The organism is Streptomyces sp. NPDC050121, assembly GCF_044460385.1.
In the GTDB taxonomy this organism is placed as follows: Bacteria; Actinomycetota; Actinomycetes; order Streptomycetales; family Streptomycetaceae; genus Streptomyces; species Streptomyces soliscabiei.
Genome location: NZ_JBITJV010000010.1, coordinates 181,827 through 201,966, shown reverse-complemented (window position 1 = coordinate 201,966; position 20,140 = coordinate 181,827). Strand labels below are relative to the sequence as shown.

Annotated in this window: 19 protein-coding genes; 11 read left to right on the top strand and 8 right to left on the bottom strand. The window is 69.2% G+C overall.

Going from position 1 to position 20,140, the window contains the following annotated elements; genetic code table 11:
* Window positions 1-494 precede the first annotated feature (494 nt).
* Together ACIBTS_RS17965 and ACIBTS_RS17960 are read left to right on the top strand one after the other, a co-directional pair.
* Window positions 495-911: a DUF6234 family protein gene (locus ACIBTS_RS17965; protein WP_399320392.1), complete on the top strand. Its 417-nt coding sequence runs from the start codon at window positions 495-497 to the stop codon at window positions 909-911.
* 262 nt (window positions 912-1,173) lie between these two features.
* Window positions 1,174-1,362 carry a hypothetical protein gene (locus tag ACIBTS_RS17960; protein WP_399320390.1) on the top strand — a complete coding sequence of 63 codons (189 nt, stop codon included), beginning with the start codon at window positions 1,174-1,176 and terminating at the stop codon, window positions 1,360-1,362.
* A gap of 413 nt (window positions 1,363-1,775) precedes the next feature.
* Here the strand turns inward: ACIBTS_RS17960 and ACIBTS_RS17955 are convergent, their stop codons facing one another.
* The 6 genes from ACIBTS_RS17955 to ACIBTS_RS17930 all read right to left on the bottom strand — a co-directional run bounded on the left by ACIBTS_RS17955 (window position 1,776) and on the right by ACIBTS_RS17930 (window position 4,401).
* The gene (locus ACIBTS_RS17955; RefSeq protein WP_399320388.1) at window positions 1,776-2,228 is read right to left on the bottom strand and encodes a hypothetical protein; all 453 of its coding nucleotides are present in this window, start codon (window positions 2,226-2,228) and stop codon (window positions 1,776-1,778) included.
* A gap of 110 nt (window positions 2,229-2,338) precedes the next feature.
* Window positions 2,339-2,641 (bottom strand): hypothetical protein, encoded by a 303-nt coding sequence (locus ACIBTS_RS17950; protein ID WP_399320386.1) that lies wholly within the window; start codon window positions 2,639-2,641, stop codon window positions 2,339-2,341.
* Window positions 2,638-3,381, bottom strand: a complete 744-nt coding sequence (locus tag ACIBTS_RS17945) for a GntR family transcriptional regulator (RefSeq protein ID WP_399320384.1) — start codon at window positions 3,379-3,381, stop codon at window positions 2,638-2,640. Before ACIBTS_RS17945 ends, ACIBTS_RS17950 begins: the two co-directional genes overlap by 4 nt.
* A complete protein-coding gene (locus tag ACIBTS_RS17940) occupies window positions 3,378-3,602 on the bottom strand; it encodes a hypothetical protein (RefSeq protein WP_319194703.1) in 225 nt (74 codons plus the stop codon). The genes ACIBTS_RS17945 and ACIBTS_RS17940 overlap by 4 nt, the downstream gene beginning before the upstream one ends.
* A 199-nt stretch (window positions 3,603-3,801) precedes the next feature.
* Window positions 3,802-4,110 carry a hypothetical protein gene (locus tag ACIBTS_RS17935; RefSeq protein ID WP_399320381.1) on the bottom strand — a complete coding sequence of 103 codons (309 nt, stop codon included), beginning with the start codon at window positions 4,108-4,110 and terminating at the stop codon, window positions 3,802-3,804.
* 12 nt (window positions 4,111-4,122) lie between these two features.
* Window positions 4,123-4,401: a hypothetical protein gene (locus ACIBTS_RS17930; RefSeq protein ID WP_399320379.1), complete on the bottom strand. Its 279-nt coding sequence runs from the start codon at window positions 4,399-4,401 to the stop codon at window positions 4,123-4,125.
* Window positions 4,402-4,479: 78 nt separating this feature from the next.
* On the opposite strand from ACIBTS_RS17930, the gene ACIBTS_RS17925 reads away from it, so the two are divergent.
* Together ACIBTS_RS17925 and ACIBTS_RS17920 are read left to right on the top strand one after the other, a co-directional pair.
* Window positions 4,480-5,235, top strand: coding sequence for a GntR family transcriptional regulator (locus tag ACIBTS_RS17925; protein ID WP_399320377.1), 756 nt, complete (start codon window positions 4,480-4,482; stop codon window positions 5,233-5,235).
* 50 nt (window positions 5,236-5,285) lie between these two features.
* Window positions 5,286-5,483: a hypothetical protein gene (locus ACIBTS_RS17920; RefSeq protein ID WP_266717861.1), complete on the top strand. Its 198-nt coding sequence runs from the start codon at window positions 5,286-5,288 to the stop codon at window positions 5,481-5,483.
* A gap of 294 nt (window positions 5,484-5,777) precedes the next feature.
* Here the strand turns inward: ACIBTS_RS17920 and ACIBTS_RS17915 are convergent, their stop codons facing one another.
* Window positions 5,778-7,025 (bottom strand): serine hydrolase domain-containing protein, encoded by a 1,248-nt coding sequence (locus ACIBTS_RS17915; RefSeq protein ID WP_399320375.1) that lies wholly within the window; start codon window positions 7,023-7,025, stop codon window positions 5,778-5,780.
* A gap of 860 nt (window positions 7,026-7,885) precedes the next feature.
* Here ACIBTS_RS17915 and ACIBTS_RS17910 point away from each other — a divergent pair.
* The gene (locus ACIBTS_RS17910) at window positions 7,886-9,382 is read left to right on the top strand and encodes an arabinofuranosidase catalytic domain-containing protein (RefSeq protein ID WP_399320373.1); all 1,497 of its coding nucleotides are present in this window, start codon (window positions 7,886-7,888) and stop codon (window positions 9,380-9,382) included.
* A 222-nt stretch (window positions 9,383-9,604) separates the two neighbouring features.
* Here ACIBTS_RS17910 and ACIBTS_RS17905 read toward each other — a convergent pair whose 3' ends face one another.
* Entirely contained in the window at window positions 9,605-10,312 is a 708-nt protein-coding gene (locus ACIBTS_RS17905; protein ID WP_399320371.1) for a pyridoxamine 5'-phosphate oxidase family protein, read from the bottom strand.
* 1,002 nt (window positions 10,313-11,314) lie between these two features.
* On the opposite strand from ACIBTS_RS17905, the gene ACIBTS_RS17900 reads away from it, so the two are divergent.
* From ACIBTS_RS17900 to glyA, 6 genes are all read left to right on the top strand, one after another.
* Window positions 11,315-12,358, top strand: coding sequence for an iron-containing redox enzyme family protein (locus tag ACIBTS_RS17900; RefSeq protein WP_319675316.1), 1,044 nt, complete (start codon window positions 11,315-11,317; stop codon window positions 12,356-12,358).
* A gap of 33 nt (window positions 12,359-12,391) precedes the next feature.
* Window positions 12,392-13,078, top strand: a complete 687-nt coding sequence (locus ACIBTS_RS17895) for a 2OG-Fe dioxygenase family protein (RefSeq protein ID WP_319675315.1) — start codon at window positions 12,392-12,394, stop codon at window positions 13,076-13,078.
* A gap of 83 nt (window positions 13,079-13,161) precedes the next feature.
* On the top strand, window positions 13,162-14,100 hold the full coding sequence (dapF, locus tag ACIBTS_RS17890) for a diaminopimelate epimerase (protein ID WP_399320368.1): 939 nt from the start codon (window positions 13,162-13,164) through the stop codon (window positions 14,098-14,100).
* On the top strand, window positions 14,097-15,203 hold the full coding sequence (locus ACIBTS_RS17885; protein WP_399320366.1) for an aminotransferase class I/II-fold pyridoxal phosphate-dependent enzyme: 1,107 nt from the start codon (window positions 14,097-14,099) through the stop codon (window positions 15,201-15,203). The genes dapF and ACIBTS_RS17885 overlap by 4 nt, the downstream gene beginning before the upstream one ends.
* Before the next feature lie 123 nt (window positions 15,204-15,326).
* Window positions 15,327-18,506 (top strand): amino acid adenylation domain-containing protein, encoded by a 3,180-nt coding sequence (locus ACIBTS_RS17880; RefSeq protein WP_399320364.1) that lies wholly within the window; start codon window positions 15,327-15,329, stop codon window positions 18,504-18,506.
* A complete protein-coding gene (gene glyA / locus ACIBTS_RS17875; protein ID WP_399320363.1) occupies window positions 18,499-19,983 on the top strand; it encodes a serine hydroxymethyltransferase in 1,485 nt (494 codons plus the stop codon). The genes ACIBTS_RS17880 and glyA overlap by 8 nt, the downstream gene beginning before the upstream one ends.
* The last annotated feature ends 157 nt before the right edge of the window (window positions 19,984-20,140 follow it).

Sequence of the window (20,140 nt, the reverse complement as noted above, 5' to 3'; positions counted from 1 at the left end):
ACCTGGGTGACGTCGTTCCGTCCCAGACGACGTATGAAGCGCCGGCGCGGAGTGCAGCGAGAGCGGACGACGACGTGTCGTCGCCACCACCCAGCAGCCGTTCGAGCTGTTCCCGTTCCATGGCCACACCCCCGGTCGGGATCCTGCTGTACAGCAACGAGGTACAGCAACCCCAGCAACCGGCATAGACCAGCACCGGCCGCCAAGCCCCTCCCCGCAGCCTGTATGACCTCCAATGACCGATCTCTGCAGAGCTACGGATCAGAGGGCTGCAGGTTCGAATCCTGCCGAGTGCACAGCTGGTCAGAGGCCCCGTGGAGGAATCTATGAGGCCTCTGGTTCTTGTATTGACGGCAGTGGTTGACGGCAACCGCTCCTGAGGAGCTGACGCAGGATCGATGGGAAGGTGCCTGGTGAATCACGGGATCCATCTGGTGCGGAGCTGAGTACTCGTACTCATGTGCTGCCTTACGCACGTGGGCAGGGTGGCGGGTATGGACTTACCCGTTGCCCCTCCGGCCTTCGATGCCACCACCGGCTCCAGGCAGCGGCGCCGCGTGGACCGGGGTGCCGACATCGCAGCCGGGTGCGGTCTCGTGCTCCTGGAGCTGATCACCCTGACGGTGATCTTCGGACTCTGGTTCCTGTCCGGTTTCGAACTCGACCCGGAGAAGACCGCCACAACCGATCCCTTGTGGGGCTACCTGGACGCCGCCGGCGGAGTCGGAGTTCTCGCCATTGCGGCGGCCGTGACAGCCGCATGGGTCGACGCCGTCGTAACGGTTGTCACCCAAGCCGTAATGGCCATCTTGATCCTCATGATCTTCTTCAGTGGGGGTGAGGTCCAGGCTCACCAGGACCAGTTGTGCCACGACGTGCCGTCAGCGGCCAGCTGCAAAGGCACTGGCTAAATCGTGTGCCGCCGTCTCAGTTTCCGTCTCATTCAGCAACGTTCACGGTCGCTCAGACGGGACTAAGGCCTGAGGGCCGACCAAGGCCCAGCCGCCGATGACAGGTGAACGCTCCCGGACACAGCCCGACACCCCACGAGCACAGTTGGAAGGGTGCTCGCCGGCTGTCGCATATTGCCTCGCTGGACGGCCCCCCCTCCGTATGGTCTGCGCCGGGGCCGAGGTTGACAGCGGCACGAGCTGTGCGGGGAGGTGGGGGACGGTGAGCAGGAGACGCTATGTGGCCAGAGGGGTACCGGGCGGCTACCGCATCTGGGACAACCGAGGCCGTCGATGGTGGGGCGATCTCTACGAGTTGTGCCCTGACGACCTCCTGGCCGAGCTCAATGGTCAGTCGGACCCAGCTCGGATCACCGCGCTGACGAAGCGCTACCGGGCACAGAAGCGATAGGCACCACCGAGTGCTGGACAACGACGGCGCGCACCACAAGCGCACCAGATCGAGCGGAGAACAGCGGGGAACCACGGTGAATTCAGCAGGCCCCATCAAGCCCTACCTTGCCCATTCGAGCAGGTCAGCGCCAAAACCAGCCGCAAATGCCCGCAGCTTCCCAAGCTGAGAGCTTGAGGTTGGTGGACACCGAGGCGTCGCACGACCCTGCCGGCGGGGCTTGCTCTGGTCGACGGCATAGCAGCGTGGCTGAGGCCGGTGGGGGTGCAGGAAGGCATACGGCCGCCTGTCCGTCGGCACACCCGCCGTCGTGGCGGGCTGTCGTCGGCGGGCCGGGCGCGGCAGGATCTTGAGGGCTGCAATCCGCCGGGCACGATAGGGGCACCGCCGACGGTGCCCGGGGTGGCGCGGGGTCAGCAGGCGTCGTACTTCCAGGCGCCGCCCTCAACCGTCCACGGCTGTCCCTGCTGGTCGAACTTCGGCAGGCCCTTCACCTTGTACGAGACGCGGCCCATGGCCCCTGAGACGGTGGCGTGCACGTCCGTCGCCGGATGGTCAGGCCCGTAATTCTTTGCTGCCTGCTCCACGGTGGTCGCGTACGTGGCCGGGTCTGCCTTGGCGCGACAGCGCTTCGACAGGAAGGCGTACGCGCCCTCGCCGGCCCCTCCGAAGTAGAGGTTCACGTACGTGTCCGCGACGCGCTCCAGTTCGGTGGCGTCGGGCGCCGTCGGGGTGGTGGTCGGCGTCTCGGCGGCCATGGTTGGGCTGCTGTTCGGGGTGTCGGCTTTGTCGTCGCTGGACGAGGAGCAGGCGGCGAGGGTGGCGAGCAGGGCGGTGGTGAGTGCGATGGTGGCGCGGGTGCGCATGTGTCCCCCATGAACGGTGTGCTGAAGGGGGCATGGTGCCACGCCGGGCACCGTTGGGGCCCCGCCTGGGGAATTCGGCGGGGCCGTGGGACCAGTCTGCGGCTGCTGTTTCAGAAGCGGTGCGGTTCGCTCACCCCCAGGAGGTGACCGCGGCTGGTTGCGACCCGGAGCACGTCCCGAAGGGTCCCGGTCAGTTCCCCCGTCAACCGGCGTAGGTCCTCCGAGTCCGCGTCCTGGTCGTCGAGGGTGTCCGAGGCATGCTCCAACAGGATCGCCGCCGTATCGAGTTGGTCCGCTTCGATGTTGTCCGCCAGGCGGGACATGTAGCCGCCCTTGTCATCCGTGCTCAGGTAGCAGGGCTTGCCCTCCGGGCCTGACCACGGGAGGAGGCGCAATTCGTTCCGTGTTGTCATGCTGACGGCTGCCTCTCGTCGAGCGTGTGGTGGGTGGTGAAGACTGCGTCGGCTCGGTCCCCTGGGAAGACCAGAAGGGCCGCCTCGACCACTCGGCCGGTGAAGTCGGTCGACACGCGTGTGATCGCCAAAACCGGCGCGGCGGAGTTGGTACGGAGCGTCGATGACTCGTCCGGTGTCGGCGGGCGGGCGCATACCGATTCCCGGACAGCAGCCGGTGTACGGCCGAGTACGGCGAACCTCTTGACGGCCTCCGGGCATGAGGATTCGTCGTCGAGCACTCCAGTCGGCGCCAAGTCGCGCGGGACGTAGATACGGGCCAGTCCGTGCGGTGACTCCCCCTCGTGGCTGACGCAGAAGAACTCCGCGAGTGGACTGCCCGTCGGCACCCTCAGCAGGGTCGTCAGGTGTCCGTCAGCCCGAACCGTGGCAGTGCGAACCGTGACGCGTAGGGCCGCTTCAGCGGCGGTCCATGGGTCCAGCGTCCCCCAGCCACCGACGTACATGATCCGGCGGAGAGGGCGACGAACGAAGTTGCCCTTGCCGTGGAGCTTCTCGACGAGGCCTTCGCCCTGGAGCACCGCGAGGGCACTCCGCAGCGTCACAGTGCTGACCTTGTACCGGCCGGCCAAGTCGGTCTCGGACGGCAGTCGTTCGCCGGGCTTGAGGTGGCCGGTCGAGATCTGGTGCCGGAGATCGTCGGCGATGTCGTTGTGGCGAGGAGGCACGGACCGGGTCACCGCCGCCTCATCATCCGCACGGCAGCGAGCCGGGTGCGCGTGTGTATGGTCAGCAACTCGCCCGAGTCGAAGAGGATTTGCTTCGCTCCCTGGGAGAGCTGGAAGAGATCCTGCACCCGGCAGGCCCGACCTCCGAGTTGAATGATGTCGCCGCGCTGCACGGTGGCCGCGGTCACCTCGACGTTGGATGCCAGCGTGCCGACGGGCACCCGCTCCCTCACCGCTGCACCTCCGTGGGCTTCATCTGGCCCGGCGCCGAATGACACGAGCAGTCGCACGCCTCGTAGACCACCGGGAGGTCTACCGGCGCCGAGGCCGGGGCGGACTCCGCGCAGGTGTCGTGGGTGCCGATCCGGCATGAGGTTGATCGGTAGGGAACGACCGAGGCGTCCGTTACGCGGGTCTGTCGACGGGGAGGCATCAGTGGACCCCCACCAGGGTCGACCACGCGTCGGCCGACAGATAGGGAGCGACTACCACTTCGCGCTTCCTCACGCGCTTCTCCCAGGCCAGTACGTACGGGCGGACGAGCGCGACGTCCTCACCCCTGAGCGTTTGTCGGTGGTCCACGTCGTCGGAGGCACGCCGGCGGGCGGCCGTCGTCCTGTCCGGAGACAGGGAGGAGGCGGGGGCCGACGGCCCGGAGGTCGTTAAGGGGCGACGGTGCCTGCCCCTGGGGAAGTACCGCTCTCTGGTGAGCGAGACGGCACGGCGGATACGGTTGAGCACGCTGGTCAGCTCCTATCGCTGATGGCCCGGTCCCCCGACATCGCCCGTCGTGGGGACCGTTTTGCGTACGACCGCCCAGAGGGTGCGGCCGTTCATGCTGGTGGCCAGAAGCCCGAATCGATCGGCCTCCGCCACCACGTCCAGGACCTCCCGCCACGACTCGACGGAGAGCGCATCCGGCACTTCCGCTTCCACCGACGTGTGCCGGGGGTGTTCCTCCACTCGCGTGAGAAGCCCCAGGGCGGACAGCCGGGCGGCGAGGTCCGCCGCGCTAACTCCCGAAGCGGGCACAGGGCAGCCTCCGTCACCAGCGATCACTTTGAGTAAAGCTAGTTAACTAGATTAGAGCTAGTGGACTAGATTTTCCATATGCCTGAGCAGCCGCCCTATCTCCGTATCGCCGACGAACTCCGGCGGCGGATCGCGGAGCACGCGTGGGAGCCGGGAGACCGCCTGCCCTCCCGCGCCCAGATCGGCGAAGAATGCGGTGTGGGTGAGAACGTCGTGCGCCGAGCGCAGGAGTTGCTGATCTCTCAGGGCGTGCTGGAAGGGCGTGCCGGATCGGGCACGTACGTCGCCGAGCCCCGGCAGCGAGTGCGGGTGGTCCGTTCGTCGGCGCGCGAGCAGCCCAACGGGTCACCCTTCCGCGCGGACATGAAGGCCGTCGGCAGGCAAGGGGACTGGGAGAGCCGGACCGACGCCAAGGTGCCGGCACCGGCGGAGATCGCGGCACGGCTGGGCATCGCCGAGGGCGAGCTGTGCGTGCGTACGAGGTACGAGTTCCTGGCGGACGGCAGGCCCGTGCAGCTGTCGACGAGTTGGGAGCCGTACGACCTCACGGCCGGCACTCTCGTCATCCTCCCCGAGGGAGGGCCGCACGCCGGGGCGGGCGTCGTGAACCGCATGGCCGCCATCGGCATCACTGTCGGCCACGCCGTGGAGCAGCCGGAGCCGAGGCAGGCGACCGCCGAGGAGGCGTCGCTACTCGGCATCCAGAAGGCCGCGCTCGTCACGCACATCAGGCGGACGTACTACAGCGACGGGGGACGGCCCGTCGAGACGGCGGACATCGTCGTGCCCGCCGCTCACTGCGAGATCGTCTACGAGATCCCGATCAACCGCTAGCAGGACAGGGCCGCCTCATGCCGTAACCCCTCGGCTCGTATCGTGACGTCATGCGCAACGAGCGGCACGATGAGCGGCTGTCGGACGAGGAGTTGGAGTTGTTTCTCCAGTACCTCCACAGGTTCGCGAACCATGACCTCGATCTCTTCGCCCTCATGCAGGTTGGAGACTCTGAGCACCCCGCCTACGTGTCCTTCAGCAGGAAGCCGGAAGCGGGTGTCGACCCTTCGGCCTACCGGCGGCCGTAGACCGACTCCCGGCCATGTCGAATGCGTGTCGAAGTCGCCGAACCTCCGCGCTCAGCATCCGTTTTTGCTGCTCAGAGCACGTTTCGCGCGCCGCGGCGATGCCCCGGACCCTCCCCCGATGGTCAAGGGGAAGGTCCGGGGCTGTCCGGCCGTAACCGGGTTTTCGCGGGTGGCTGTGTCGGATGGAGTGGTCGGCAGCATCGGCATGCTGTTCCCGGCCCGCTCGGCCACCTGGGCCGGTGGGGTCACGTCGTTCCCCGGGGCCGGTGTCGAGGACAGTCGGCTCGTCGAGGGTCAGCTCTTGGCCGGGATCACGGTGCCGAAGGAGGCGGCGGCGATCTGCAGGACGTAGCGGATCTCGGTGCCGTTGAGGTTGGTGGGGTTGACGGAGTAGACGATCTTGCGGGAGAGGTCGCGGGTGGCGAACACGCCACTGGTGTAGCCGGGGCGGGAGCCGGTCTTGCCCCAGACCACGACACCGTTGGAGGCCTTGACCCGCGTCAGCCCCATGGTCATACAGGCCCGGCCGGCGTCGGCCTCGGTACGGCACTGGCTGCTGTGGAAACCGGGGACGTCGGGGACCGTGAAGAGCTCGGCCTGCTGGGCCGGCGGAAGGAAGCGGCCACGGAAGAGTGCGGTCATGAAACGGTCGAGGTCGGCGGCGGTGGAGATCATGCCGCCCTCGGCCCAGGGCCAGGGACTCTGCTCAGTGACGTCCACCGGATGCATGGTGCCGTCCGAGGACTTGACCGTCAGGTAGCCGTCGGAGTGCGGGGTCGGCAGCCGCGGGTCGTCTGCGTCGGGGACATAGGTGTCGCGCAGGGCGAGAGGCCGGGTGATCCGGGACCGTACCTCGTGGGCGAAGGTGTGCCCGGTGATCTTCTCGACCAGCAGACCGGCAGCGTAGTAGTTCATCCCGTTGTACTGCTGCGCGGTGCCCGGCGCGAACTGCATCGACTGGCCCGCCATCAAGTCGATCACCTGCTGCGGAGTGAAGCTCTTCAGGCGGTTGGCGGCGAACCATTCGGGACTGCCGTCGCCGAAGTCCGGGCTGTCGGCGCCGCGTGGAAGGCCGCTGGTGTGGTTGAGCAGCTGGCCGATCGTGACGGGCGGCAGGTCGGCAGGCAGGACGCCCGGCAGGTACCGCTGGACGGGCTCGTCCAGATCGATCCGGTGCTCGGCAGCGAGCTGGAGAACGATCGTGGCGGTGAACACCTTGGAGATACTGCCGATCCGGATGTGCGCGTCAGGCGGCACGCCCTGACCGGTCTCCAGGTTGCCCACACCCGATGTGCCCGACCAGTGGCCCGCACGACCAGTGATCCGAAGCAGCGCACCGGTGACGTCCGCATCCGGCAGACCGCCGATGGCCGCCTTGAGCGCGACAGGGTCCAGCCCGGGCAACGGCACGGTGGCGGCAGCGTGTGGTGGGCCTGAAGCGGCGACGGAGGCGGGCGCGACCACCCCCGTGGCCAGGGTCAAAAGCAGGCTGCCGCAGACAGCCAGGGTGGTCCAACGGGTCCGACGGGCAGAGCTGTTCACGATGGGCTCTCCATGATCGTTGTGGTCGGACCGGTGATCGACCGACCCCGCCACGAGTCTCTTCCGCACCGGCCGCCCGGCTCATCAGGGAACGCCCCTGAGCAAACCCTGGTCGAACCCTGATATCTGATGCGAAGTCAGGCCGAGACGGCCCGTTGGCCGCATCCGGCGCCGTCGACGGCGTCGGCGCCGTCGACGCCGCGCGACCGCTCGGCCGTCCCAGCAGGCCTCAGCGGCCTCATCGCCGGCGGTTGTTAGCGCACACATTTGAAGAGGGGCGAGAAACGTCGATGCCCACGGCTCGTAGGCTCTTTCACCGGCACGGTCAGTCATGGAACTCGGGGTGCCCCGCTCAAGAAGCCGCCGTCGAGGACGGCGCCGGAACCCCCCGCGTCACACGTCTCGAAAGCGGAAGCGGAGCGTTTGTTTCCACAGTCTTGACCGTCCCACCGTGTTGACCATCCCCAGAGGTCAGCGTACAAAAGGCAGGGCCGCAATAGCAGAAGATCATCTTTTATCGCGTCAGATCGACGCATGCACGACGTTCCATCTCAGGACCGGTCACCGCCGCGCGGTGACGCATTCGCGTTCGGCAGCCGCGCTCGAACAGAGCGTCCGCCGACCGCACGTACCCGATTCCCCGCAGCTCCGGATCAGCGGCGTCACCCAAGCGCCCACGCATGTGAGCGTTAACAAATGTCTGCCGAGTGATGCCGAGGCGGCGCCAAGCGCCCCCGACTCCGTCTCCTGGCAGCAGTCGCCCGTGTCCGCGCATCACCGCGCACCGCACATCACTTGCCCAGCCTCCCTGCGCACACGGCGCCGGGGCCGAGAAGAACGCACGACGGAAGAGGTTCACAGTGATACGTAGACACCTGAGAGGGCTCCCGCTGTCCGTGGGCGCGGTCCTCACGCTTCTCGCCGGCATCCTGGTCGGGTTGGTGGGTACCGCAGGCACAGCCCAGGCGGCCTCGTCCCTGCCCTGCGACGTCTACGCCGCCGCCGGAACGCCGTGCGCCGCAGCGCACAGCACGACCCGGGCGCTCTACGCCTCCTACAGTGGCGGTCTTTACCAGGTCAAGCGCGCCTCGGACTCGGCCACCACCAACATCGGCCTCCTCAGCACCGGCGGCTACGCCAACGCCGCTGCCCAGGACTCCTTCTGCTCCGGCACGACCTGCATCATCACCAAGATCTACGACCAGAGCCCGAACCACAACGACCTGACGATCGAAGGGCCGGGCGGCAACGGCGGCCAGGACGTCGGCGCGATCGCGAACGCCCTGCCGGTCATGGTCGGCGGCCACAAGGCATACGGCATCTGGGTGTCGGCCGGCGTCGGCTACCGCAACAACAGCACCACGGGCATCGCCACCGGCAGCAACCCGGAGGGCGCCTACATGGTGACCAGCGGCCACCACGTGAACAACCGTTGCTGCTTCGACTACGGCAACGCCGAGACGTCCGGCAACGACACCGGCAACGGTCACATGGACGCGATCAACTTCGGCACCGAGTGCTGGTTCTCGTGTTCCGGTGCCGGATCCGGCCCCTGGGTCGAGGCGGACCTGGAGAACGGGCTGTTCTTCGGAGGGAACGGCGCCAACTCGGCCAACACCGGCATCTCCAGCGAGTACGTCACCGCCATGGAGAAGAACAACGGCACGACGACCTACGCGATCAAGGGCGGCAACGCCCAGTCGGGCTCACTGACCACCTGGTACAACGGGGCGCTGCCCAACCTCGGCGGATACACCCCGATGCACCTGGAGGGCGCCATCGTCCTCGGCACCGGCGGTGACAACAGCAACGGGTCGGACGGCTCCTTCTTCGAAGGCGTCATGACCTCCGGCTACCCGACCGACGCCACCGACAACGCCGTACAGGCCAACGTCACCTCCGTCGGCTACACGACCCCGGCCGCCACCTTCCCCGTCGCCGGCACTGCCTACCGCCTGACCAACACCAACTCCGGCAAGGTCCTGGACGCGGTCAACTGCGGTACGGCCAACGGGACTTCGATCGACATCTGGGCCTCGCTCGGCAACACCTGCCAGCAGTGGAAGTTCGCCGCCGCGGGCAACGGCCACTACACCATCACCAACGTCAACAGCGGCACGGTCCTGGACGACAAGAACTGCGGGCAGACCAACGGCACGGCCGTCCAGCTGTGGGCCTCGCTCGGCAACCGCTGCCAGCAGTGGGACGTCACCAACGTCGGCAGCCACTACACCATCACCAACGTCAACACCGGCATGACGCTGGACGTCGCGAACTGCGGCACCGCCAACGGGACCGCGGTGCGCCAGTGGCAGCAGCTCGACAACACCTGTCAGCAGTGGGACATCGCTCCCTGACCTGAGCGATGTGTCTACGACGGTAGCGATGTGTCAACGACGGTCTGCCGGCCCTTGCGTCGGCAGGCCGTCGGCTATTGCGTCGGCAGGCCGTCGGCTGCGGCGTCAGGCAGGCCGTCGGCTGCGGCGTCAGGCAGGCCGTCGGCTGCGGCGTCAGGCAGGCCGTCGGCTGCGGCGTCAGGCAGGCCGTCGGCTGTGGCCGGACGACCGGCCGGGCCGGCTTCAGTCCCGGTGAGCGACTCCATCGGGATCGTCCCCCGCCTGCCCCACCTTTCCAGCCTGCCCCACCTTTCCAGCCTGCCCCACCCTTCCTGCCTGTCCCGGCGCTCCCACCTGTCCCACATCTCCCACCTGCACGACCCGTGTGATCGTGAAGTGGACGGTCGGCCGCGCGTCCGTGAGGCGGACGCGGGCGGTGCCGGTGAGGTGGAGCGTCACGCCGCTGCGCTCGTCGAGGAACAGCACTCCGGCGCGCGGGTTGAGGACGAGGTTGCCGAGTGTCATGAACATCGAGTTTCCCGGATACTCCGCCCAGGTCAGCTCGGTCGGCGACACGACCTCGACGAAGCCGGGCTCCCCGCCCCGATGACTGGCGTCGGCGGCGCCCGTGTCCGAGGCCGTGGCGATGAAGAAAGTGTCCGCCTCCCGGATCCAGGCCCGCTGGGCCGGGCTGAGCGACTCGCCGGAGGCGGTCGGTCCTGAGGCGAGGGGAGGGCGGGCCTCGCCGCTGCGGTGGCGCAGGCGGCCGGGGCAGTTGGTGAAGACCTGGGCCGTGTCGATCGCGAGCCCTCGCCGGGTGGGGCGGGCGATCCCGTTGACCCTGAGCCTCAGCCGCCTGCGTGTGTCGGGAAACAGCACCCCGATCTCGAACGGCCTGATCTCCAGCGGACTGAACTGGGACCGACCGACCTCAGGCCGACCGATCGACAACGGACGGTTCTCCAGCGAACCGACCTCAGGACGCCCGACCCCAAGCGGACGGTTCTCCAGCGAACCGACCTCAGAGCAACCGACCCCGGACCCGACCTCAACCGGGCCCACCTCAGAGCGCCCGCCCCCGGACCGACCGCCCCCGGACCCGACCTCAACCGGGCCCACCTCAGAGCGCCCGCCCCCGGACCGACCGCCCCCGGACCGACCGCTCCCGGACCAGCGCCCCCCGGACGAGCCGCTCCCGGCCCCGCCGCCCCCAGCCCCACCCTGTCCCGACCAACCCGTACCGGCCCAGCCGCCCTCCAGCCGCAGAGGTAATGGAAGCCGCTCCGGTTCGGCGGCCAAGGAGAGTGAATGGGGGCCGGTGCCTCTGGCGAATCCTGGGGGGCCGGTCAACGCCGAGGCCCAGACGAGGCCGTCGGAATCGGTTGATCCTGTCACTGCCAGAGTCTGCATTCCGATAAAGGCCGCTAAAATGTCTGTCAAACCTTTCCGGATCACTCTGGACGATCGTTCGGCCTCGGCTGAACGGCCCAGCCTCTCCTGTATTTCACGTTCGCCTCGATGGTAATTCACTGTGATGACAACCCCCTCCAAAAGCGGGCGGAATGATACGCTCCGCACTTTTTCTGAACCCTACCAAAAGGTAACGGATCATCACATACCGTCGAGCTCCACGCCCTTCGTCATGATGCCGTCCACGAGGGCCTGTGGGCATCCAGACGGTATACAGACTTCGTCCAGTGAGGCCGCCGCAGAATAGCCGAGGCCTGCCGCCCCGTCCGGGCTCGGGCGACACATAAGAGACGGAAAGAAAGGCCGGTTCGCGCCCTTGTGTTTCCGCCTCGTCGAACGCCCTCCCGCTTCGCGCGATCGGCAGGCCGGCGTCACGTGAACGACACGCGTGACAAAGGGGGAAGGGAGCCCGCTGCCTTCCGGACGACGGTGAATGCCTTCATGACGAAACTTAATTCGTCCAGTGAATCCAAGGGGAAACTCATGCCACAAGTCGGCAGCGCCAAGGGTCGGGCGGCAACCGGCGACCCGTTCCTGTCCACGGTGGACACGATCGGCGCATGGCTCGGTTCCGCACCCGGGAAGGTCGACTCCGTCCTGTCGGGCAGCGAGCGGGACCGTGTCCTCGGCGAGGTCGCCGACATCAACAGAGCCGCTGCCCTGGGCGATCGAAGCGCCCTGTACGCGCAGCAGTATCTGCTCGACCGCATCTACCAGTTGCACACCAAGATCCCGCAGGGCGAGAACGCCGAGGGTTCCGTCGCCGTCTATGAGATAGGCCGGCTGCTGGAGACCGCCACCGCCGAGGCCCAGGACCGGCTCATCGATCCGGCCCTGCTCGACGAGGCGCCCACGGACCCGCGCGAGTACCTGTCCTGGCTGAAGCAGATGGCCCGTGGCCACCGGGTGTACAAGCACCCCTACTACCACGAGTTCATCCGCAACACGGCGACCGAGAGCGACCTGCGCAACTACGTGATGCAGGAGTCGGTGGTCGACGGCCGCTTCGACGACCTGCTGGCGCTGATGCAGGTGGGCACCGCTGGCGAGGCCAAGATGGAGATCGCCTCCAACTTCTGGGACGAGATGGGCAACGGCAAGCCCGCCGAGGTCCACACCACCCTCTTCAACAAGATCTTCGAGGTCTTCGAGATCTCGGAGGAGGAGCTGGAGCGCTCGCTCACCGCCACCTCGCTGCTCAACGGGAACCTCGCGGTCATGCTGTGCCGCTACCGCTCGCTGTACCCGGAGGCCGTGGGCTTCCTGGGGATGACCGAGTGGATGGCGCCGGACCGGTTCGTCCAGGTCGTGCACGCCTGGGAGCGCCTCGGTCTGCCGGAGGTGGGCATCACCTACCACCGGCTGCACATCACCATCGATTCCCAGCACGCCCAGGGATGGTTCCACAACGTGGTGCTGCCCGCCGCCGAATCGGCGCACATGCGCCGCGCCATCGCGCGCGGCATCCTGTGGCGGCTCAACTCCTCCGCCGCATACCTGGACGAGCGCATGCCGTCCGCCGCCTGACGCCCACCACCCACTCCGTCTGGAGGACAGAACATGCCGCTCGGCAGTGAAGGGTTCGTCATCATCGACCTGCCGGATGTCTCGGCCGACATCCTGCCCAGCTACGACGACTGCCCGGTCGACGAGTACATGGGCAACGGCACCCGCTTCAAACGGTTCTCCCAGTACCGGCTGAGCCCGCAGGGCGACCAGGCCTGGTCGTTCGAGCGGCTCGCGCACCGGGACTACACGACGTACAAGAAGTTCAACTCGGTCGGCGGCGGCATCCGCCGGGTCTACGAGCCGATCAAGGTGGACTTCACCCCGCTGATCGAGGCCGGCATCCGCGAACTCGGCCTCGACCGGTCCGAGGACTGGCAGATCAACGTCCACCAGAACCGGACCCGTGCGGACGGCGGCAAGCCGGGCCCGCTCACCCCGGAGGGCGTGCACCACGACGGGCACGAGTTCGTGATGATCGCGATCCTCAACAAGGTGAACGTGGCCGGCGGCACCACCCGCCTGTGGCACGAGGGGGCCGACCAACCCTTCTGGACGGGCACGCTCGAACCGGGTCAGGCGGTCCTGCTGGACGACCGGGCGCTCTCCCACGACGTCACCGACGTGCTCTCCGCCGACGGCGGCCCGGGCCACCGGGACATCGTCATCGTCGCGTTCTCGCGGTGGGCGGAGAAGTGGTACGGCGAGGAGCACGACGCCGCCGCCCTCGCCGAGAAGTAGACCGCAACGCCGTGGAGCCCCGGGGCCGTCATGACGCGACGCCCCGGCGCTCCGCCGCGCCCAGCAGCGGAGGGAGACCAGCCGTGACCGACTTCTTCAAGTACCAGGCGGCGGGCAACGACTACCTGGTGATCGATCCGCGCCACACCGATTTCACCGTCAGCCCCGAGACGATCCGGCTGGTCTGCGACCGGCACCGGGGGATCGGGGCGGACGGTGTGCTGTACGGGCCGCTGGAGGAGCCCCGCGCCGGGGCGCCGGTGCCGCTCGCCCTGTACAACTCCGACGGTTCCGACTGCGGCCGCAGCGGCAACGGACTGCGGATGTTCGCCCTGCACCTGGCCGCGCAGGAGCCCGGCGGCTGGGCGGACGGGCGGGAGTTCACGCTGCGCACAGCCGCGGGCGAGTGTCCGGTGCGGATCCTCGACGCCGCCGCGGGCCGGGTGGAGGTCGGCATGGGCCGCCCCAGCTTCGACGCGGCCGATCTGCCGCTGCTCGACGAGGACGACACGCCGTACCGCGGCCGGGCGGTGTCCGTGCCGCTGACGGTGGACGGGGATCGGCTGATCGTCACCTGTGTGTACAACGGCAACCCGCATACCGTGGTGCTGGTGGACGACCCGACTCCGCGGCTGGCCCGCCTGCTCGGACCGAAGATCGCCCGGCACCCCCGTTTCCCCCAGGCCACCAATGTGCAGTTCGCGCGCATGGCGGGCCGGAACGTGATGGAGCTGGAGGTCTTCGAGCGGGGCGCCGGTTATGTGACGGCGTCCGGGAGCAGCGCCTGTGCCGCGGCCTCCGCGGCGCGTGAACTCGGACTGTGCGACGAGCGGGTGGAGGTCAGGATGCCGGGGGGCAGTGTGGAGATCAGCGTCGGGGCGGACGGCCGGGTCACCATGACCGGAGACGCCGAGCAGGTGGCCGTCGGCGCCTTCGCGCCCGCGCTGCGCGCCCGACTTGGCCGGCTGGCGACGGCGACGGCGACCGGGGCCAGAGCCGCGACGGCCGGGGCGGCCCTGTGACCGTCTCCGTCGAGCACGCCCGCGACTACCCGATGCAGCGGTGGGTGTTCGAGGACGCCGCGGGGCGCTTCGACATCGACCTCGGCGACAGCAACATGCTCCCCGGACACCTCGACGACCTCACCCTGCCGGCCGGCCTGGAGCTGGACTACGGCCACGACCACGGCCTGGGCGCGCTGCGCGAGGCGGTGGCGGGACTGTACGGCGGGTCGCCCGACTCGGTCCTCATCACCCAGGGCGCCCAACAGGCCCTCTACCTCGTGTACGCGTCGCTGCTGAGCCCCGGGGACCGGGTGATCGGTTTCCGGCCGGGCTGGCAGCAGTCCTGGGACGTGCCGGCCGCGCTCGGCTGCCGGGTCGATCTCGTCGGGTTCCGTCCGGATCTGAGCTTCGACGTCGAGGCCGCCGAGGCCGTCGCCGGGCCCGACGTGAAGCTGATCGTGGCCAACAGCCCGTGCAATCCGACCGGTCGGCGCATGGCCGAGCGGGACCTGCGCGCCCTGGTGGCCCTCGCCTCGCGCACGGGCGCTCGGCTGCTGCTCGACGAGGAGTACGCGCTCGATCTGTCCCGCTCCCCCGCGCTCGACGGCGACCGGGTGATCTCCGTGTCCAGCCTGTCCAAGGTGTACGGCTTCCCGGGGCTGCGGGTGGGCTGGCTGTACGGTCCGCCGTCCGTGGTGGCGGGCTGTGCCGAGCGCAAGTTCCTGTCCACCATCTCCAATTCGGTGCTGTGCGAGACGCTGGCCCGCGAGGTGCTGGCCGACCGTGAGCGCCATCTGCGGTCCTATCACGAGCTCACCGGGCAGGGGCTGTCCCTGGTCAGGGAGTTCGCCCGGCGCAACGCGGACGCGGTGGAGCTCGTGGAACCGGAGGGCACGCCGTTCGCCTGGCTCTGGCTCCGGACCGGGGAGGAGCCGCTGGCGATGTGCCGCCGGGCGCTGGACCTGGGGGTTCTGCTGATGCCCGGCGAGACCCTCGGTGCCAGCGACGGTTTCCGGATCTGTTTCGCGCGCTCCCCGGAGGCGGTGACCGAAGGACTGCGCCGCGTGGAGAGCGTCCTCAGGCCCGACGCCCGCACGACTTCACCGCCCCCGAACCACTGACGCGAACCACTCACGTCTGCGCACCACCGACTCGCCCGCACCACCGACTCGCCCGCACCGCTGACGTCCCCGTAACGCCCCGTTGGAACACCACCGTGAACAGCCGATTGGAGTCCTGTGACGATGAGCGCCTCGCTCCCCGACGAGTCACGCATCCAACTGTCCTTCGGGCAGGAGCAGTTGTGGTTCCTGGACCAGATGAGTCCCGGGGAGACCACCTACAACGTCATCCAGGCCTACCGGCTGCGCGGTCCGCTGGACGTGCCCGCGCTGGAGCAGGCCCTCAACGTGCTGGTGGCGCGCCACGAGCAGCTGCGGGTGACCTTCCACTCGGCGGACGGTGTGCCCTACCAGGTCGTCGCACCGGTGCAGGACCGGCCGCTGCCGCTTCGCGACCTCTCCCGGCCGGACCCCGAAGACGCGGAGAGCGCGCTGCGCGAGGCGCTGCAGACCGAGGCCGACACGCCGTTCGACCTGACGGCGGGGCCCGTCTCCCGGTTCCTGCTGTTCCGGCTGGCCGCCGACCACCATGTGCTGTGCCTCGGCTTCCATCACATCGTCACCGACGGCTGGTCCGGCGGTGTGATCAGCCGTGAGATCTCCCAGGCCTACGGGGACCTGACGGCGGGCCGCACGCCCGCGCTTCCGGAGCTGACAGTCGGCTACGGCGACCACGTCCAGGAGCAGCGCCGGCAGCAGGCCGACGGTGTCTGGGAGGAGGAGCTCAAGTTCTGGCAGGAGCGGCTGGCCGGTCTGGAGGCGCTCGAACTGCCCGCCGACCGGCTGCGGCCCGCGGAGCCCACGCAGAGCGGCGAGACCTTCGTGGTCGACTTCCCCACCGAACTGCTCACCAAGGCACGCGCCTTGGCGCAGGAGCAGGGCGCGTCCCTGTACATGGTGGTCGCCGCGGCGCTGAACGTCGTGCTGAGCCGGTACAGCGGCCAGGACGACATCGCCCTCGGGGTGCCCATGCTCGGCCGTACGGACCCCGAACTCGAGGACGTCGTAGGCCTGTTCATCAACATGACGGTGCTGCGGTCCGACCTGTCCGGCGGGGTCACCTTCGCCGAGCTGCTGGAGCGCATCACCGACGCCAACCTCGACATGTACGACAACCAGGACGTGCCGTTCGACCGTGTCGTGGACCGGGTGCAGCCGGTTCGGGACGCGGGCCGCAACCCGCTGTTCCAGATCGCCTGCCAGCTGCTCGGCGAGACGACCACCGGCGACGCGTTCCAGCTGGCGGGCCTGACGGCCGAGACGATCACGGTGGCCGGGACGCGCTCCCGGTTCGATGTGTCCTTCAGCTTCGTCGAGGGCGTCGAACGGCTGCGGCTGATCGTCGAGTTCGCGACCGACCTGTACGACCGTTGGCGCATCGAGGCCCTGGTCCGGCACTTCGAGACCGTGCTCGCGGCCGCGGCGGACGCCCCGGACACCCCGGTCTCCGCGCTGCCGCTGCTGTCCGAAGCCGAGCGCGAGGAGCTGCTCGCGGTCGGACGCGGCCCCGACTTCGAGTACCCGACGGAGCCGGTGCACGCGACGATCGCGCGGATCGCCGAGGAGCACCCGGAGCTGGTCGCGGCGGTCTGCCGCGGGGTGGAGATGACGTACGGCGAGCTGATGCGGCGGGCCGGGAAGCTCGCCCGGTACATCCGCTCCCGGGGTGTGGGCCGCGAGCAGGTCGTGGCCATCGCGATGGACCGCGACCTGGACGCCCTGGTGGCGATCCTGGGCGTGATGGTGTCCGGCGCCGCGTACACGATCATCGACCCCTCGCACCCCAACGCCCGGCTGGACCACATGCTGCGGGACACCGCGACACCGCTGGTCATCACGCGGCAGGCCGCACTGGGCGATCTGCCGGACAGTTGCGGTTGGGAGAGCCTGCGGATCGACGCCGACTGGGATGTCATCGAGGCGCAGTCGGACGACGTGCCGCTGGAGGAGTGGGCGGAGCCGACGTCGCTGGTGTACGTCCTCTACACGTCGGGCTCGACCGGGCGTCCCAAGGGCGTGATGATCGAGCAGCGCGGTCTGCGCATGTTCATCGAGGCCTACCGGCGCAGCTTCGGCGAGTGGACCCACGAGGACCGGCTGCTGCAGCTGCCGGCGCTGACCTTCGACATGTCGCAGGGGGAGATCTTCGCCGGTCTGATCAGCGGTTCGGCGATGGTGCTGGTGGCGCCGGAGGACGCCTCGTCGCCGGAGTCCCTGGGCGCGCTGATCCGGGACCAGCGGGTCACGTACGCCGGTCTGTCGCCCGCGATCCTCTCCGTGGTCGAGGCGGGGCCGTACCCGGATCTGAAGTACATCATGGGCGGTGCGGAGGCCCTGCCGGCCGAGCTGGTCAACAAGTGGAACCTGCCGGGCCGCAAGTTCGTGAACCTCTACGGTCCGACCGAGGCGTCGGTGGCGACCACCGAATATCTATGTGAGCACAAGGAGTGGCTGTCGTCGCCGCCCATCGGCCGGCCCGAGTTCAGCCGGCTGCACTACGTGGTCGACAAGGACTTCAACCTGGTGCCGGTCGGCGTGCCGGGCGAGCTGCTGATCGGCGGCGACGAGGGCCTGGCCCGCGGCTATCTGAACCTGCCGGAGATGACGGACGAGAAGTTCGTCCCCGACCCGTTCCTGGGCGAGGGCCGGGTGTACCGCACGGGTGACCTGGTGCGCTGGACGCGCGATCTGCAGATCGACTTCATCGGCCGCCTGGACAACCAGGTCAAGCTGCGCGGGCTGCGGATCGAGCTCGGCGAGATCGAGTCGGGGCTGCTGACGCACCCGAAGATCCGTATGGCTCTGGTGCTGCTGCGGGAGGACGGCGGGGAGAAGCAGCTCGTCGCGTACTACACGGTGCTCGGTGACGCCTCGCCGACCGTGGCCGAGCTGCGCGAGCACCTGGGCCGCACGATGCCCGAGTACATGGTGCCCACGGCCTGGGTGGAGCTGGCGGAGTTCCCGCTGACCCCGGCCCGCAAGATCAACCGGAGCGCGCTGCCCGCTCCGGTGTCCGCGACGGACGGCGCGGCGAGTTTCGTCGCCCCGGGGACCGCCACGGAGGAGAAGGTGGCCGAGGTCTTCGGCGCCGTGCTGTCCATGGAGCAGGTCGGAGCGGACGGCAGCTTCTTCGAGCTGGGGGGCAACTCGCTGCAGGCGATGCGTGTGGTGAGCCGGCTGAACAAGCACTTCGGCGTCAAGGTCAACGTCCGTCTGCTGTACGGCGGGGCCACGGTCGCCACCATCGCCTCGGCCGTCGACGGGCTGACGCAGGCCAAGAAGGCGGCGGGTACGCATGCTTGAGACCCCGCGGGCCGCAACCGCGGCCCCGGGCCGTCTACAGAACGGCCCCAACACCGTCCCCGGAGCCGGCTCCGGCTCCGGCTCCGGCTCCGGCTCCGGCTCGGCGCAGGCTCTGCTGCTGCGGCGGGGGGCGGAGCTGTTGACCCGGACCGATCCCGAGCTGGCGGGGTTGCTCGACCGGGAGGTGGAGGAGCAGACCGCGACGCTGGCGATGGTGGCGTCCGCCAGCGTCGCGAGCCCGTCGGTCCTGGCGACGGGCGGCGCCGCGTTGTCGAACGTGACGGCCGAGGGCTATCCGGGGGCCCGCTACCACCCCGGCGCGGGCCGCTTCGACGGGGTGGAGCGGCTGGCCGCCGACCGGGCCCGGCAGGCCTTCGGCGCCCGCTACGCCAACGTCCAGCCGCACTCCTGCTCCTCGGCGAACCAGGCCGTGCTGGCCGCGTTGCTTCCCCCGGGCGGCACCCTGCTCGCCCTCGACCTGGACGCCGGGGGTCATCTCACCCACGGGTCCTCGGCCTCGGTGACCGGGCGCCACTACCGGGCGGTCCACTACGGCCTGGACGAGCAGGGGTTCGTCGACTACGACCAGGCGGCCGAACTGGCCCGGGTCCACCGCCCCACCGTGGTCATCGCGGGGGCCAGCGCCTATCCACGGACGCTCGACTTCGCCCGTTTCCGGGCGATCGCGGACTCCGTCGGGGCGTTTCTGGTCGCGGACATCTCGCACATCGCCGGTCTGGTGGCCGCCGGCGAACACCCCAGCCCCATCGACCTCGCCCACATCACCACCACCAGCACCTACAAGCAGCTGGGCGGCCCGCGCGGCGGCCTGATCCTCATCGGACGGGAGCACCGCACCCTGGGCCCGGACGGCCGCACCCCGCTCGACCGGCTGATGCAGCGCGCGGTCTTCCCCCAGTCGCAGGGCACCCCGAGCCCGGCCTCGATCGCCGCCAAGGCGCACGCCCTGAAGGCGGTGGCGGAACCGGCGTTCAAGGAGACCATGCGGCTGGTCGTCGACGACGCCGCGGCCCTCGCCGGCGATCTGGCGGGGCTCGGCCACCGGGTTCTGACCGGCGGCACCGACAACCACATGGTGCTGCTGGACATGGCCGGGCACGGCATGACCGGCGTGGTCGCCGAACGAGCCCTGGAGGACTGCGCGATCCTCACGAACCGCAACCGCATCCCCGGCGACGACAAGCCCCCGCTCGTCGCCGGCGGCCTGCGGCTGGGCACGAACGTCCTGGCGCAGCGCGGCATGGGGCCCGCCGAGATGCGGGTCTGCGCCGGTCTCCTGCACGAGGTGCTCACCGCCACCACCGTGCTGTCGGACACCGAGTTCCGCACCGACCCGGCCGTGCGCGACCGGGTGCGGGCCGAGGTGGCCGCCCTGTGCCGCATCCATCCGCTGCCCTTCGGAGCCGCCGTCCCCACGGCCGACGTCCCCGCCCTCGCCCCAGGAGAGAGGCCTTGACCCTGAACGCTTCCCCCCCCAGCTCCTCTTCTGCCTCCTCCTCTGCTTCCTCCCCGGCTTCCTCCTCTGCTCCCTCCTCTGCTCCCTCCTCTGCTCCCTCCTCTGCTCCCTCCTCTGCTCCCTCCTCTGCTCCCTCCTCTGCTCCCTCCTCTGCTCC

Coding starts and splice junctions, on each gene's coding strand:
- ACIBTS_RS17965 (WP_399320392.1), top strand. CDS start 495: ATGGACTTACCCGTTGCCCCTCCGGCCTTCGATGCCACCACCGGCTCC.
- ACIBTS_RS17955 (WP_399320388.1), bottom strand. CDS start 2,228: ATGCGCACCCGCGCCACCATCGCACTCACCACCGCCCTGCTCGCCACC.
- ACIBTS_RS17950 (WP_399320386.1), bottom strand. CDS start 2,641: ATGACAACACGGAACGAATTGCGCCTCCTCCCGTGGTCAGGCCCGGAG.
- ACIBTS_RS17925 (WP_399320377.1), top strand. CDS start 4,480: ATGCCTGAGCAGCCGCCCTATCTCCGTATCGCCGACGAACTCCGGCGG.
- ACIBTS_RS17920 (WP_266717861.1), top strand. CDS start 5,286: ATGCGCAACGAGCGGCACGATGAGCGGCTGTCGGACGAGGAGTTGGAG.
- ACIBTS_RS17900 (WP_319675316.1), top strand. CDS start 11,315: ATGCCACAAGTCGGCAGCGCCAAGGGTCGGGCGGCAACCGGCGACCCG.
- ACIBTS_RS17895 (WP_319675315.1), top strand. CDS start 12,392: ATGCCGCTCGGCAGTGAAGGGTTCGTCATCATCGACCTGCCGGATGTC.
- ACIBTS_RS17880 (WP_399320364.1), top strand. CDS start 15,327: ATGAGCGCCTCGCTCCCCGACGAGTCACGCATCCAACTGTCCTTCGGG.
- glyA (WP_399320363.1), top strand. CDS start 18,499: ATGCTTGAGACCCCGCGGGCCGCAACCGCGGCCCCGGGCCGTCTACAG.